Source organism: Roseomonas sp. E05 (genome assembly GCF_030063475.1).
In the GTDB taxonomy this organism is placed as follows: domain Bacteria; phylum Pseudomonadota; class Alphaproteobacteria; order Acetobacterales; family Acetobacteraceae; genus Pseudoroseomonas.
Map to the genome: position 1 here is coordinate 11,246 of NZ_JASIRT010000018.1, position 12,739 is coordinate 23,984.

Annotated in this window: 13 protein-coding genes and 2 tRNA genes; 11 read left to right on the forward strand and 4 right to left on the reverse strand. The window is 71.8% G+C overall.

The genetic code is table 11. From position 1 onward, the window contains the following. Nucleotides 1–9 precede the first annotated feature (9 nt). The 10 genes from nagZ (at nucleotide 10) to QMO56_RS17010 (ending at nucleotide 6,440) form a co-directional block, all read left to right on the forward strand. Nucleotides 10–1,014, forward strand: coding sequence for a beta-N-acetylhexosaminidase (gene nagZ / locus QMO56_RS16965; protein ID WP_283527592.1), 1,005 nt, complete (start codon nucleotides 10–12; stop codon nucleotides 1,012–1,014). Next, nucleotides 1,011–1,712 (forward strand): site-2 protease family protein, encoded by a 702-nt coding sequence (locus QMO56_RS16970; protein WP_283527594.1) that lies wholly within the window; start codon nucleotides 1,011–1,013, stop codon nucleotides 1,710–1,712. The genes nagZ and QMO56_RS16970 overlap by 4 nt, the downstream gene beginning before the upstream one ends. Further along, nucleotides 1,709–2,491, forward strand: coding sequence for a ScpA family protein (locus QMO56_RS16975; protein ID WP_283527596.1), 783 nt, complete (start codon nucleotides 1,709–1,711; stop codon nucleotides 2,489–2,491). Before QMO56_RS16970 ends, QMO56_RS16975 begins: the two co-directional genes overlap by 4 nt. Next, a complete protein-coding gene (gene scpB, locus QMO56_RS16980; protein WP_283527598.1) occupies nucleotides 2,472–3,065 on the forward strand; it encodes an SMC-Scp complex subunit ScpB in 594 nt (197 codons plus the stop codon). The genes QMO56_RS16975 and scpB overlap by 20 nt, the downstream gene beginning before the upstream one ends. Before the next feature lie 152 nt (nucleotides 3,066–3,217). After that, a complete protein-coding gene (gene tatB / locus QMO56_RS16985; RefSeq protein WP_283527600.1) occupies nucleotides 3,218–3,772 on the forward strand; it encodes a Sec-independent protein translocase protein TatB in 555 nt (184 codons plus the stop codon). 11 nt (nucleotides 3,773–3,783) lie between these two features. Beyond that, nucleotides 3,784–4,569, forward strand: a complete 786-nt coding sequence (tatC, locus tag QMO56_RS16990; protein WP_283527602.1) for a twin-arginine translocase subunit TatC — start codon at nucleotides 3,784–3,786, stop codon at nucleotides 4,567–4,569. Nucleotides 4,570–4,578: 9 nt separating this feature from the next. After that, the gene (serS, locus tag QMO56_RS16995) at nucleotides 4,579–5,847 is read left to right on the forward strand and encodes a serine--tRNA ligase (protein WP_283527604.1); all 1,269 of its coding nucleotides are present in this window, start codon (nucleotides 4,579–4,581) and stop codon (nucleotides 5,845–5,847) included. A gap of 45 nt (nucleotides 5,848–5,892) precedes the next feature. After that, nucleotides 5,893–5,966: transfer RNA gene (locus tag QMO56_RS17000), tRNA-Pro, on the forward strand. Between the two features lie 54 nt (nucleotides 5,967–6,020). Further along, a complete protein-coding gene (locus QMO56_RS17005) occupies nucleotides 6,021–6,347 on the forward strand; it encodes an ETC complex I subunit (RefSeq protein ID WP_283527606.1) in 327 nt (108 codons plus the stop codon). Nucleotides 6,348–6,363: 16 nt separating this feature from the next. Beyond that, nucleotides 6,364–6,440 (forward strand) — tRNA-Arg (locus tag QMO56_RS17010). A 66-nt stretch (nucleotides 6,441–6,506) separates the two neighbouring features. Here the strand turns inward: QMO56_RS17010 and QMO56_RS17015 are convergent. From QMO56_RS17015 to panC, 3 genes are read right to left on the reverse strand one after another with little or no spacing between them, the layout of a single operon-like run. Then, entirely contained in the window at nucleotides 6,507–7,259 is a 753-nt protein-coding gene (locus QMO56_RS17015; protein WP_283527608.1) for an endonuclease/exonuclease/phosphatase family protein, read from the reverse strand. Beyond that, nucleotides 7,256–9,469 (reverse strand): VTT domain-containing protein, encoded by a 2,214-nt coding sequence (locus QMO56_RS17020; protein WP_283527610.1) that lies wholly within the window; start codon nucleotides 9,467–9,469, stop codon nucleotides 7,256–7,258. Before QMO56_RS17020 ends, QMO56_RS17015 begins: the two co-directional genes overlap by 4 nt. Nucleotides 9,470–9,503: 34 nt before the next feature. Beyond that, on the reverse strand, nucleotides 9,504–10,364 hold the full coding sequence (gene panC / locus QMO56_RS17025) for a pantoate--beta-alanine ligase (protein ID WP_283527612.1): 861 nt from the start codon (nucleotides 10,362–10,364) through the stop codon (nucleotides 9,504–9,506). A 136-nt stretch (nucleotides 10,365–10,500) separates the two neighbouring features. Between panC and trpS the strand changes: the two genes are divergently transcribed. Beyond that, entirely contained in the window at nucleotides 10,501–11,502 is a 1,002-nt protein-coding gene (trpS, locus tag QMO56_RS17030; RefSeq protein WP_283527614.1) for a tryptophan--tRNA ligase, read from the forward strand. Between the two features lie 42 nt (nucleotides 11,503–11,544). Here trpS and QMO56_RS17035 read toward each other — a convergent pair whose 3' ends face one another. Further along, on the reverse strand, nucleotides 11,545–12,693 hold the full coding sequence (locus QMO56_RS17035) for a bifunctional 2-C-methyl-D-erythritol 4-phosphate cytidylyltransferase/2-C-methyl-D-erythritol 2,4-cyclodiphosphate synthase (protein WP_283527615.1): 1,149 nt from the start codon (nucleotides 12,691–12,693) through the stop codon (nucleotides 11,545–11,547). Between the last annotated feature and the right edge of the window lie 46 nt (nucleotides 12,694–12,739).

The window sequence follows — 12,739 nt, forward strand, 5'->3', positions numbered from 1 at the left end:
GCCTTCACCATGTCCACGCCGCGCGCGGCCATCATCGGCCTTTCGGGCCCCGTCCTGCTGGCCGAGGAGGTGGCGATGCTGCGCCGCCTGCGCCCGCTCGGGGCGATCCTGTTCGCGCGCAACGTGGAGTCCCCGGCGCAGCTTGCCGCGCTCACGGCGGCGATCCGCGCGGAGCTGGGAGGCGAGGCGCCGATCCTGATCGACCAGGAAGGCGGGCGCGTGGCCCGGCTGCGCCCGCCGCACTGGCCGGCCTTCCCGCCGGCCGCCGCCTTCGAGAGCCGCCCCGCCGGCGCCGCCGAGGCCAATGCCACGCTGCTCGGGCTCGAATGCGCCGCCATGGGGCTGGACGTGGTCTGCGCCCCGGTGCTGGACCTGCGCCTGCCCGGCGCGCATGGCATCATCGGCGACCGCTCCTTCGGCGCCGCGCCGGAAGAGGTGGCCCGCCTCGGCGCCGCCTGGATCGCCGGGCTGCAGGCGGCGGGCACCATTCCCGTCATCAAGCACATTCCCGGCCATGGCCGCGCCATGGCGGACAGCCATCTGGAACTGCCACGCGTCACCGAGGCGCGGGACGTGCTGGAGGCCGACCTGGCGCCGTTCCGCGCCCTCGCGGCCAGCGGCGCCTGGGCGATGACCGCGCATATCCTCTACCCCGCCTGGGATGCCGAGCGGCCGGCCACCCTGTCGCCGCGGGTGATCTCCGGCGTGATCCGCGGCGAGATCGGCTTCGATGGCGTGCTGGTCTCGGACGACCTGGCGATGCACGCGCTGCAGGGGCCGCCGGGCGAGCTGGCCGCGGCGGCGCTCGCGGCCGGCTGCGACCTCGTGCTGCACTGCACCGGCGATCTGGCGGAGACGGTGGCCGTGCTGGAAGGCAGCGCACCGCTCAGCGACCGCGCCGCCGCCCGCCTCGCGGCCGCGCGCGCCGCCACCCGGCTGGCCAGCCAGGGGCGCACTGACGACCCCGCCGCGCTCGCCGCCCGGCGGGACGCCCTGTTGCGGGAGGCGGCGTGACCGGCTGGCTGCCCGAGCTCGCGGTCGCCATCCTTGCCACGGTCCTGGCCATCACGCTGCATGAGGCGGCGCATGGCTACGCGGCCCTGGCGCTGGGAGACGACACCGCGCAGCGCGCCGGCCGGCTCAGCCTGAACCCGCTGCGGCATGTGGACCCCGTCGGCACGGTGCTGCTGCCCGGCATCCTGCTGCTGGTCCAGCTGCTGACCATCGGCCGGGTCGAGGCGATGTTCGGCTGGGCCAAGCCGGTGCCGGTGGATGTCCGCCGGCTGCGCGACCCCCGCTCGGGCATGGCGCTGGTGGCCGCCGCCGGGCCGGCGATGAACGTCTTCCTCGCCTGGTGCGCGGCGATGCTGGCGCATCCGCTGGAGAGCCTTGGCGGCACCCTGCCGCCCGAGGCGATGGCGCTGGGCATCCGCTTCGTCATTCTCTCCATCCTGGCCAATCTGCTGCTCGGCCTGTTCAACCTGCTGCCGGTTCCCCCGCTGGATGGCGGACGCATCCTGGTCGGCCTGCTGCCGGCGCCGCTGGCCATGCAGGTGGCGCGGCTGGAGCGGGGGGGGCTGCTGATCGTGCTGCTGCTGATCTTCGTGCTGCCGCGCATCTCGCCCTCGCTCGACCTGCTCGGCTGGCTGGTCGAACTGGTCACCGGGCCGGGCTTCAACCTGATCCTGTGGCTGGCCGGACACGGGACATGACGGCGCCGGAGACGCTGCATGTCAGCCTGGATGGCTATGAGGGGCCGCTCGACCTGCTGCTGGAGCTGGCGCGGGCGCAGAAGGTGGACATCGCCCGGCTCTCCATCCTGGATCTGGTCGATCAGTACCTCGCGGTGATCGAGGGCGCCCGCCAGGTCCGGCTGGAGCTGGCGGCGGACTGGCTGGTGATGGCGGCCTGGCTGGCCTGGCTGAAGTCCCGCCTCCTGCTGCCGGAGGACCCGCAGCAGGAGGAGGACGCCGAGGCGCTGGCCGGGCAGCTCGCCGAGCGTCTGGCCGAGCTGGAGCGGATGCGGGCGGCCGCCCAGTGGCTCGCCACCCGGCCGCAGCTCGGCCAGGAGGTGCTGGAGCGCGGCAACCCCGAGAGCTTCCTGCGGCAGGACCGCAGCGGGTTGAACGCGGACCTGCCGATGCTGTTGCGCGCCTATGTGGAGGCGCTGCGCCGCTCCGCGGCCAAGCGGCCCTACCGCCCCAAGCCGCGCCGCCTCTGGACGGTGCAGGAAGCGCTGGAGCGGCTCGCGCGGCTGGTCGGCGGCCTGCCGGAATGGGGCGAGCTGCAACGCTTCCTGCCCGAAGCCCTGGAGGATCCGGTGGAGCGGCGCGCCGCCCTGGCGGCCACGCTCATCGCGGGGTTGGAGATGGCGCGGGGCGGCAGTATCGAGTTGCGGCAGGAAGCCGCCTTCGGCCCCATCCTGCTGCGGCGTTGCCCGGCGGCCGAGGCGGCGCTGGAGGGAGCCGACCATGATGCCGCTGCCGCCTGACGGGGACCCGGCAGGCCTCGCGCAACTCGAACACGCGCTGCGCCTCGCCGAGGCGCTGGTCTTCGCCTCCGACCGCCCGGTGCCGCCGCAGCGCCTGCAGGAGCTGCTGCCCGAGGGGTTGCGCGCGGATGCGGTGCTGACCCTGCTCGCCTCCCGCTATGCCGGGCGCGGGGTGGAGCTGACCGAGGTGGCCGGCGGCTATGCCTTCCGCACCGCCCCGGATCTCGCGCCGGTGCTGACGCGCGTGGTGGAGGCGCCCCGCCGCCTGCCGCGTGCGGCGATGGAGGCACTGGCCATCATCGCCTACCACCAGCCCGTCACCCGCCCGGAGATCGAGGAGATTCGCGGCACCAGCCTGTCCCAGACGACACTGGAAACCCTGCTGGAGCAGGGACTGATCGCACCGCGCGGCCGCAAGGAGGTGCCGGGCCGGCCGACGCTCTGGGGCACCACGCCCCGCTTCCTGGAGCAGTTCGGCCTGCGGGTCCTGGCCGACCTGCCGCGCCGGGAGGAGCTGCTCGCCGGCGACGGGCAGCCCGGCATCGGCGGCCCGCCGGGGGGCAGCCTCCTGTGAAGCTTGCTGCGGAGCGCCCGCACGCCTTCGTCTTTTCGGCGGGAAGCGCCTAGATAGGCAGAATGGATAAACGGGAAGCAAGGCGGCCGATTGGCGCTGTCCTCCGTTCCTGCTAACGGAAGCGGCCCCCGGCTGGGGGAGATGGGAAGCACATGTTCGATTTCGCGTGGTCGGAACTGGCCTTGATCGCCGTGGTGGCGGTGGTGGTGATCGGGCCGAAGGACCTGCCGGACGCCATCCGCAACATCGCCAAGGGAATCCAGAAGCTGCGGCGCATGGCCGCGGAGTTCCAGTCGCATGCCGACGAGCTGGTCCGCGAGGCCAAGCTCGAGGACGTGCGCGACCAGATCCGCGACATCCGCAACTTCGACCTGAAGGGCGCGATCGAGCGCAACCTTGACCAGGACGGGCAGATCCGGCGTACCATCAACGAGGACCCGTTGAAGGATGCCTGGAAGCCCGAGCCCAGCTCGTCTGCCGCCACCAGCCCGGCGACGCCGGCGGCTTCGTCGGCCGATGCCCCGGAGCACGTGGAGACGAGCGCGGCGCCGGCCTTCGTCCCCCCGGCGGTCGCGGCCGAATCCGGCCCCGCCCGCCCGACCGGCCCTGACCGGCCCGCCGAAGGCCGCGACACGGCACCCGCCGCCGAGCCTGCCTCTGGCACTGCCCAGACGGTCCCGGGCAAGCCCGCAACCCCGAACGTCTGAGCAAACCATCCGTGCCCCGAGACCAGGAAGACACAATCGACGACAAGCCGATGCCGCTGATCGAGCACCTGCTCGAACTGCGGACGCGGCTGCTATGGTCGCTCGGCGCCTTCATCATCGCCTTCGCGCTCTGCTACTACTTCTCGTCGCAGATCTACGGCTTCCTGGCACAGCCGCTGGCCGATATCCTGCAGCAGCAGAGCGGCGGCGAGCGGCGGATGATCTTCACCGCTCTCTATGAAGCTTTCTTCACCTACCTGAAGGTCGCCCTGTTCGGCGCCACCTTCCTCAGCTTCCCGATGTGGGCGACGCAGCTCTGGCTGTTCATCGCGCCGGGCCTCTACCGCAGCGAGAAGAAGGCGCTGCTGCCCTTCCTGCTCGCCTCGCCGGTGCTGTTCGTGATGGGCGCGGCGCTGGCCTACTACTTCATCTTTCCGCTGGCCTGGAAGTTCTTCATCTCCTTCGAGACGCCGCCCGGCTCCGGTGCGCTGCCCGTGCAGCTCGAGGCGAAGGTCAGCGAGTATCTCAGCCTCGTCATGCACATGATCCTGGCCTTCGGCGTGGCCTTCCAGCTGCCGGTGGCACTGACGCTGATGGCCAAGGTCGGCATCGTCTCGGTCGAAGGGCTGAAGCGGGGGCGGCGCTACGCCATCGTCGGCATGTTCGCCGTCTCGGCGGTGATCACGCCGCCGGACATCATCAGCCAGATCGGCCTCGCCGTGCCGCTGATCGCCCTGTACGAGATCTCGATCCTGGCCGCGGGCTGGGTGAAGCCGAAGCGCGACGACAACAGTTGAGTTCCCGCCATGCATGACATCCGCATCGTCCGCGCCGATCCGGCCGGCTTCGACGCTGCCCTGGCCCGGCGCGGCCTCGCGCCGGTGGCCGAGGCCCTGCTGGCGCAGGATGCCGCCCGCCGCGCCGCGCAGACCGCCGCCCAGGAGGCGCAGGCCCGCCGCAACCAGCTTTCCAAGGAGATCGGGCAGGCGAAGCGCCAGGGCGGCGACACCGCGGCGCTGGAGGCGGAGGGCGCCGCGCTGCGCGACCGCATGGAGGCGCTGGAGGCCGAGGCCAAGGCTGCCGAGGCCGCCCAGATCGCCGTGCTGGAGGCGCTGCCCAACCTGCTCGATGCCGACGTGCCGGAAGGGCGGGACGAGAGCGCCAATCTCGTCCTCCACCAGGAGGGCACGCCGCCGGAACTCGACTTCGCGCCGAAGCAGCATTTCGAGATCGGCGAGGCGCTCGGGCTGATGGACTTCGCCGGCGCCGCCAAGCTGGCCGGCGCCCGCTTCACCGTGCTGAAGGGCGCGCTGGCGCGCCTGGAGCGCGCCCTCGGCCAGTACATGCTCTCGCTGCATGTAGAGGAGCATGGCTACACCGAGACCGCGGTGCCGCTGCTGGTGAACGACGCCACCATGTACGGCACCGGCCAGTTGCCGAAGTTCGAGGAGGACCTGTTCCGCACCACGGACGGGCGCTGGCTGATCCCGACGGCCGAGGTGCCGCTGACCAACCTCGCGGCGGGCGAAATCCTGCCCGAGGCGGAACTGCCGCTGCGCTTCGCCGCGCTCTCGCCCTGCTTCCGCTCCGAGGCCGGCAGCGCCGGGCGCGACACCCGCGGCATGCTGCGCCAGCACCAGTTCTCCAAGGTGGAGATGGTCTCCATCACCACGCCGGAGCAGTCGGAGGCCGAGCATGAACGCATGACCCGCTGCGCCGAGCGGGTGCTGACCGAGCTGGGCCTCGTCTGGCGCCGCATCGTGCTCTGCGCCGGGGACACCGGCTTCTCCGCGGCGAAGACCTACGACCTGGAGGTCTGGCTGCCGGGGCAGGGGGCCTGGCGGGAGATCTCCTCCTGCTCCAACACCCGCGAGTTCCAGGCGCGCCGGATGAATGCCCGCTACCGCCCGAAAGAGGGCAAGGGCACGGCCTTCCTGCACACGCTGAACGGCTCCGGTGTGGCTGTCGGCCGGGCATTGATCGCGGTGCTGGAGACGCACCAGCAGGCGGATGGCAGCGTGCGCGTGCCGCAGGTGCTGGCACCCTGGATGGGCGGGGCCACGAGGATCGGCTGAAGGCGCTTGCGGAGCGGCCAGCCAGACCATAGTTTGCACCCCATTCGGGGCGTAGCGCAGCCTGGTAGCGCATCTGCTTTGGGAGCAGAGGGCCGGAGGTTCGAATCCTCTCGCCCCGAAACCCTGTTCCGGCGGGGCACCCCGCCAGCATGAGGCCGAGAGCACCGAACGCCATGAGCCGCAACACTGCCATCGCCCGCATCTACTCCCCGGCACGTTCGGCCATGCAGTCCGGCAAGCGGCGGGGCGGCGGCTGGATCCTGACCTTCGCGCCTGCCGAGGCCCGCAAGCTCGACCCGCTGACCGGCTGGTTCGGCTCGGGCGACACGCAGGCTCAGCTTCGCCTCAGCTTCTCCTCGCGCGAGGCGGCCGAGGCCTATGCCAAGGCCAACGGCCTCGTCTACGAGGTCGAGGACGCGCCGGCGCCCCAGCGGGAAATCAAGCCGAAGTCCTACGCCGAGAACTTCCGCTACGGCCGGGCCGAGAACTGGACGCACTGAATTCGCCGGCGGCGCGGCGCCCTTAGCTCAACTGGACAGAGCAACCGGCTTCTACCCGGTTGGTTGGGGGTTCGAATCCCTCAGGGCGCGCCACTTCTCCTCCACCGGGCTTAGAGCAGATCCCGTTCCGATGGCATCATCGGAACGGGTGAAGATGCTCTAGCCGAAGCTTTCCTCCAGCGGCTCCGTCGCGCGATGGGCGGCCTCCGCCTGGGAGCGGTTGGCGCTGGCGGGCATGCGCAGCTCCGCCACCACGGGAAGGTGGTCCGAGGCGGTCTTGCCCGCCTTGTCTCGCCAGCTCGGGCCCAGCAGGTTGGCGGGCCGGCAGAAGATCTCGTCCAGCCGCAGCACCGGGAAGCGCGCCGGGAAAGTCCGGTGCGAGGTCCGCGCCGGCAGCAGCGGCGAGAGGCTGCGCCAGACCGGCCCCCGCCAGCTCCAGTCGTTGAAGTCGCCCATCACGACGGTGGGCCCCTCCATTTCCCGCACCAGCTTCGCCAGCCGGCTCGCCTGCCGGTGCCGCTCGGCCCGCTTGAGGCCGAGATGCGCGGCGATGACGCCGAGCAGCCCGCCGGGGGTGCGGATGCGCGCGGCGATCGCGGCGCGCGGCTCCCGCCCTTCGATGGAGAGGTCGTGCACCGCCTCCTGTTCCATCGGCCAGCGGCTGAGCAGCATGTGGCCATAGGCACCGTCATGCGCGTGGATCGTCTCGGCATGCAGGGCATGGCCCGCGAAATGCTCCCGCAGCAGGGTGAAGGGCGAGGGCCGGGCGCCGCGGCCGCGCGCCTCGACTTCCTGGACTGCCAGGAGGTCTGGATGGTGGCGGCGGATCAGGCCGAGCACGCGCTCCAGGTCGTACCGCCCATCCGGGCCGATGGCCGAATGGATGTTCCAGGTCATCGCCCGCAGGATCATGCTTCCTCCTTGTGTGCGGCGCGGCGCCGGAACCAGCCCACCAGCATCTGCAACCCATAGGACAGCGCTGCCCAGGCCAGCAGCACCAGCACGAAGCCGATGATGTCCGTCAGGGAGGGGGCCTGCATGATGCGGATGAGCCGGTCGCCGAGGGCCGTCATCAGCAGCAAGCCGGGCGCCAGGCCGAGCGCGGTGCCGGCCATGTAGTCCAACATGGGGATGCGGATGGCGCCTGCCACGAGGTTCACCAGGGTGAAGGGGGCAACCGGCATCAGCCGGACCATCGTCACCGCCATGATGCCGTTGCGGGCGATGCCCCGGCTGATGCGGTTGATGCGCGGCCCCATCAGCTTGCGCAGCATGTCCGGCCCGGCCCTGCGCCCGACCAGATAGGTCAGGAAGGCGCTGACCAGCGCGCCCACCGCCGCGTACATCAGCCCCGGCCAGAGGCCGAAGGCCGCCGCCGTGGCGACGATCAGCACGTTCACGGGGAAGGCGAGCAGCCCCAGGACCATGAACAGTCCCAGCGCCATGGCCGGGCCCCAGGCACCGTTGACGCTCTGCATCGAGGCGCTGAAGGTGTCGGGGTTCAGGAAGTCGGCCAGCGGCGTGTAGCGCCAGGCGATGCCGAGCAGCAGGATCGGCCCCGCCACCAGCGCGATGCGAAGCCAAAGGGGCATGAGGTGAGGGTGTCCGTTTCCTGCAGTGAAGTCGGCCAGCAGCACGGTGGAGCTGAGGGGGCGGACCGGGTCCGCCACCGCCTCGATCTGCGGCAGGCCCTCGCCTTCCTGCAGCCGCCCGTCCTCGATCGGGAGCAGTTGCCGGCGCCGGGTGCCCAGCCTGTCGAGGGCGGCGAAGAGGGAGCCGCCCTGCGTCGCCTCCGCCACCTGCTCCAGCGTGGCGCCGAGATGCTCGGCGAGGAAGCGGTCGCGCACCTGGCGGATCCCGGCACGGGTCGCCTCGTCGCGCGCCTCGATCACCAGGTCGCACTCGCTGTCGGCCGCCATGGAGCGGTTGCAGAGATTGGCCGAGCCGACCCGCAGCAGCCGGTCGTCCACGATCATCACCTTGGAGTGGACCATGACGTCCGCCTGCGGGCCGCGCCGGCCGCCGACATGCGGATAGAGCAGCCGCACCCGGTCCATCACGCCGGCGCGGCGCAGCGTCTCCGTGAAGCGGATGCGGCCCGCGAGCATGGTGCGGTGTTCCAGCCAGGTGTGGTGGGTTTTCGGGCCGAGGATCACCGCCTCAAGCTGCGGCCGCTCGCGCATCCGGTCAGCGAGCCGCTGCGCCAGGCCGACATTCGTCAGGAACTGGTTCTCGATGTAGATGCTGCGCTCGGCGACGTCGATCATGTCCTCGAAGAGCCGCTCGACCTCCCGGATCTCCGGCTCATCCTCGAAGGTGCCCATGGTGCGGGCGATGCCGATCTCGACGTCGCGGAAGTCGGGCACCACGCCGCTGGGCCAGAGGTCGGTGCCGTCGGCGCCGGCGGGCGAGGGGGGCGGCAGCTCCTCGCAGGCGCCGCGGAGCCAGCGGGAGTGGAAGAGTTCCGCCAGCGCGGTGGCTGCGGCGCCATCCACCATCATCTGCGTGTCGTGGAAGGGCGCGTAGGTCTCGTCCCGCGGGTCCATGCGATGCGGGTTGTGGATCCTGTGCTCGGACGTGTCCCAGCGGCGGATCGTCAGGTCCAGGCCGCCGCAGAAGGCGAGGCTGTCGTCGACGATGGCAAGCTTCTGGTGGTGGGAAGCGCCGAAGGCGATCTCGTCGTCGAGGCAGAGCTCGATCTGCCAGGGGGTGTTCCACTGCAGGCTGAGGGCCGGCAGCAGCTCGCGCTCCAGCGCGTAGAGTACCGAATAGTCCCAGAGCAGGAGCTTGACGCGCAGTTCCGGCCGCCGCTGCACCAGCGCCGCCAGGAAGGGGCCGAGGGTGGCCGGCAGGCCGTCCGCCGCCTCGCCGCTGGGGCCGACGAGCGGCGTTCGGCTGTCAATGTCCCAGCCGGCGATGAAGATGCTGTGGCGTGCCTTCTTCAGCACCTCGCGCAGCGTGCCATAGTAGTTGGCGGCGTCCACCAGCACCTTGCCGCGCGCCGCCCGCTCCAGCCGCCAGACGTTCTGGCCGGGGCGGAGCAGCCCTTCCCGCCCGGACGTTGCCGGCCGCGGCATCCCGGCCGGGCAGGGATGCTCGGCGATATCGATCAGATTGCCCATCAACCTGCTGCAACGCAGGAAGCGGCGAAAAGTGTCAGGCTTCGCTACGCGAGGAGATCATGACCGGCATGTTATCCAGCAGCCGCACACTCCCCAGTTGCGCGGCAACGATAAGCCGCGCTTCGCCGGACGCGCCGGCGGGCCAGGGTTGCAGACTGTCCGGCACCACCAGCGCCAGATAGTCCACGCCGAAGCCGGCAGCCGTCAGCGCCTCCTGCTCCCGCGCCAGGGCGGCCTGCGGCGCCGCACCGCCGGCCAGCGCCCCGGCCAGCGCCTGCAGCGCGCGGGGGAGCCGAGCGGCCTCACCACGTTCGCCCGGCGAGAGGCGCTGGTTGCGGGAGGAAAGGGCCAGCCCGTCCGTGTCGCGCACCGTGGGCAGGGGCAGGATGCGGAGGGGCAGATGCAGGTCGGCCACCACGCGCCGGATCACCTGGAGCTGCTGCCAGTCCTTCTCGCCGAACACGGCGACATCGGCGCGGGTCATCATGAAGAGCTTGGTGCAGACTGTGGCCACGCCGCGGAAGTGGCCGGGGCGGGCGGCGCCCTCCCAGCCCTCGGCGGGGCCGGAGGGCTCGATGCGGGTGGCGTCCCCGGGCGGGTACATCACGGCCGGGCCGGGCAGCCAGACCAGGTCGCAGCCGGCGCGGCGCAGCTTCTCCAGGTCGCCCGCCTCGTCGCGCGGGTATCGGTCGAGGTCCTCCTGCGGACCGAACTGCAGCGGATTGACGAAGATCGAGACGATCACGCGGTCGGCGGCGGCGCGGGCGGCCTCGACCAGGGCGAGATGACCCGCATGCAGCGCGCCCATGGTGGGCACCAGCCCGATGCGCTCTCCCCCGGCGCGCCATGCCTGGGTTGTGACCTGCAGCCCCGCCAGTTCCCGCTCGACCTGCATCCTGTTCCTCCAAGCCCACTTCCCGGGCTGAGTGCCGTTCCCGCGCCGCCAGCGCAAGGGTGGATGGCGCGGGATGGCTTGACGCGCGGCGCCCCGCGCGGGATCACGCCCAGCGCCAGGCCCGAAAGGTTCGACGATGCAGCGTGTTTTCTCCGGGATTCAGCCTTCCGGCATCCCCACCCTCGGCAACTACCTGGGCGCCATCCGCAACTGGGTGCCCATGCAGAACGGGGATGCCTCGCTCTTCTGCGTGGTGGACCAGCACGCCATCACGGTGTGGCAGGACCCGAAGGAACTGGCGCGGCAGACGCGCGAGATGGCGGCGGCGCTGATCGCCTGCGGGCTGAGCCCGGAGCGCTGCATCCTCTTCGTGCAGAGCCACGTGCCCGCCCATGCGCGCCTCGCCTGGGTCTTCAACTGCGTGGCCCGCATCGGCTGGCTGAACCGCATGACGCAGTTCAAGGACAAGGCCGGCAAGGACCGCGAGGGCGCCTCGGTCGGTCTCTACGTCTATCCGAACCTGATGGCGGCCGACATCCTGGCCTACCATGCCACCCAGGTGCCGGTGGGCGATGACCAGAAGCAGCATATCGAGCTGGCCAACGACATCGCCCAGAAGTTCAACCACGACTATGGCGAGGAGTTCTTCCCCGTCATCCAGCCGCTGATCCAGGGCGTGGCGGCGCGGGTGATGAGCCTGCGCGACGGCACGAAGAAGATGTCGAAGTCGGACCCCTCCGACCAGTCGCGCATCAACCTGACCGACGATGCCGATGCCGTCGCGCTGAAGGTCCGCCGCGCCAAGACGGACCCGGAGCCGCTGCCTTCCGAGGAACGGGGCCTGGAGGGGCGGCCCGAGGCGCGGAACCTCGTCGGCATCCTGGCCGCCATCACCGGCAGCACGGCCGAAGCGGTGCTGGCCGAGCATGGCGGCAAAGGTTTCGGCGCCTTCAAGGAGGTGCTGGCCGAGGCACTCGTGGCCAAGCTCTCGCCCATCCAGGCGGAGATGAAGCGGCTGCTGGACGACCCGGCGGCGGTGGACGCCGCCCTGCGCCGCGGCGCCGAGAAGGCCGCCGCCATCGCCGACCCGATCGTGCGCCGCGCCGAGGAGCTGGTCGGCTTCCTGCCGCCGCGCTGAGCGCACGGGGCAGGAGAGAGAGAGGAGCCGCCGGCCTGGGTGTCAGGCCGGCAGCAGCAGGGTGGCGGCGGCCTGGGCGGCGATGCCCTCGCCGCGCCCGGTGAAGCCCAGTCGCTCCGTGGTGGTGGCCTTCACCGAGACCCGGCCGACCGGGATGCCGAGCAGGTCCGCCACCCGCGCCCGCATCGCCTCCGCATGAGGGGCGATCTTCGGCCGCTCGCAGATCAGCGTCACGTCCACATGCGTCAGGATGCCGCCGCGCGCCGCCACCCGGCCGGCGGCGTGGCGGAGGAAGGCGGTGCTGTCGGCGTCCTTCCATTGCATGTCGCTGGGCGGGAAGTGGCGGCCGATATCGCCCTCCGCCAGCGCGCCATAGATGGCGTCGCACAGCGCGTGCAGGCCGACATCGGCGTCCGAGTGCCCCTCCAGCCCCAGCGGGTGCGGAATGGTCACGCCGCAGAGGATGAGCGGGCGGCCCTCCACCAGCCGGTGGACGTCGAAGCCGGTGCCCATGGCCGGCAGCAGGCGGGGCAGCAGGGATGCCTCGGCGCGGGCGAGATCCTCGGGATAGGTCACTTTCAGGTTGCTCTCCGATCCGGGCAGCAGCGCCACCGGCAGGCCGGCGGCCTCCAGCAGTGCGGCATCGTCGGTGGCTTCTTCGCGCGCTGCGCGGTGCGCGTCCAGCAGGGGGGCGAAGCGGAAGGCCTGCGGCGTCTGCGCGCGGAACAGCCCGGCGCGCGGCACGGTGCGCAGGATACGGCCGCTCTCGCCGGCCTTCAGCGTGTCGCTGACGGGCTGGGCGGGAATCGCGCCGGGGACGTCCTGCAGCGCCTTCAGCAGGGCCGGCACGATGCCGGCGGGTACGAAGGGGCGGGCGGCGTCATGCACCAGCACGACGTCGGGCGGCGCGGCGGCCAGCGCCTCCAGCCCGGCGCGCACGCTGGCCTGCCGGGTGGCGCCACCCTGGACGGCGGGCAGGCAGGGCAGGCCGGCCAGCGCCGCCTCGGCCTCGCGCGCCTCGGCGGGGCCGGCGACCACCGGCAGCAGGGCCGTCACGCCGCCCTCGGCGAGCAGCGCCTCGGCGGCATGGCGCAGGATGGGGCGCCCGGCGAGGGCGAGATATTGCTTCGGCCGTTCGGCGCCGAAGCGGCTGCCGGTTCCGGCCGCCATGAGCAGGGCGATGACACGCATGGCGCGAACCCTATCCGCCCGGCACCGCCGCGCCCAGGGGGATATC

Coding starts and splice junctions, on each gene's coding strand:
- nagZ (WP_283527592.1), top strand. CDS start 10: ATGTCCACGCCGCGCGCGGCCATCATCGGCCTTTCGGGCCCCGTCCTG.
- QMO56_RS16975 (WP_283527596.1), top strand. CDS start 1,709: ATGACGGCGCCGGAGACGCTGCATGTCAGCCTGGATGGCTATGAGGGG.
- scpB (WP_283527598.1), top strand. CDS start 2,472: ATGATGCCGCTGCCGCCTGACGGGGACCCGGCAGGCCTCGCGCAACTC.
- tatB (WP_283527600.1), top strand. CDS start 3,218: ATGTTCGATTTCGCGTGGTCGGAACTGGCCTTGATCGCCGTGGTGGCG.
- serS (WP_283527604.1), top strand. CDS start 4,579: ATGCATGACATCCGCATCGTCCGCGCCGATCCGGCCGGCTTCGACGCT.
- QMO56_RS17005 (WP_283527606.1), top strand. CDS start 6,021: ATGAGCCGCAACACTGCCATCGCCCGCATCTACTCCCCGGCACGTTCG.
- QMO56_RS17015 (WP_283527608.1), bottom strand. CDS start 7,259: ATGATCCTGCGGGCGATGACCTGGAACATCCATTCGGCCATCGGCCCG.
- QMO56_RS17020 (WP_283527610.1), bottom strand. CDS start 9,469: ATGGGCAATCTGATCGATATCGCCGAGCATCCCTGCCCGGCCGGGATG.
- panC (WP_283527612.1), bottom strand. CDS start 10,364: ATGCAGGTCGAGCGGGAACTGGCGGGGCTGCAGGTCACAACCCAGGCA.
- trpS (WP_283527614.1), top strand. CDS start 10,501: ATGCAGCGTGTTTTCTCCGGGATTCAGCCTTCCGGCATCCCCACCCTC.
- QMO56_RS17035 (WP_283527615.1), bottom strand. CDS start 12,693: ATGCGTGTCATCGCCCTGCTCATGGCGGCCGGAACCGGCAGCCGCTTC.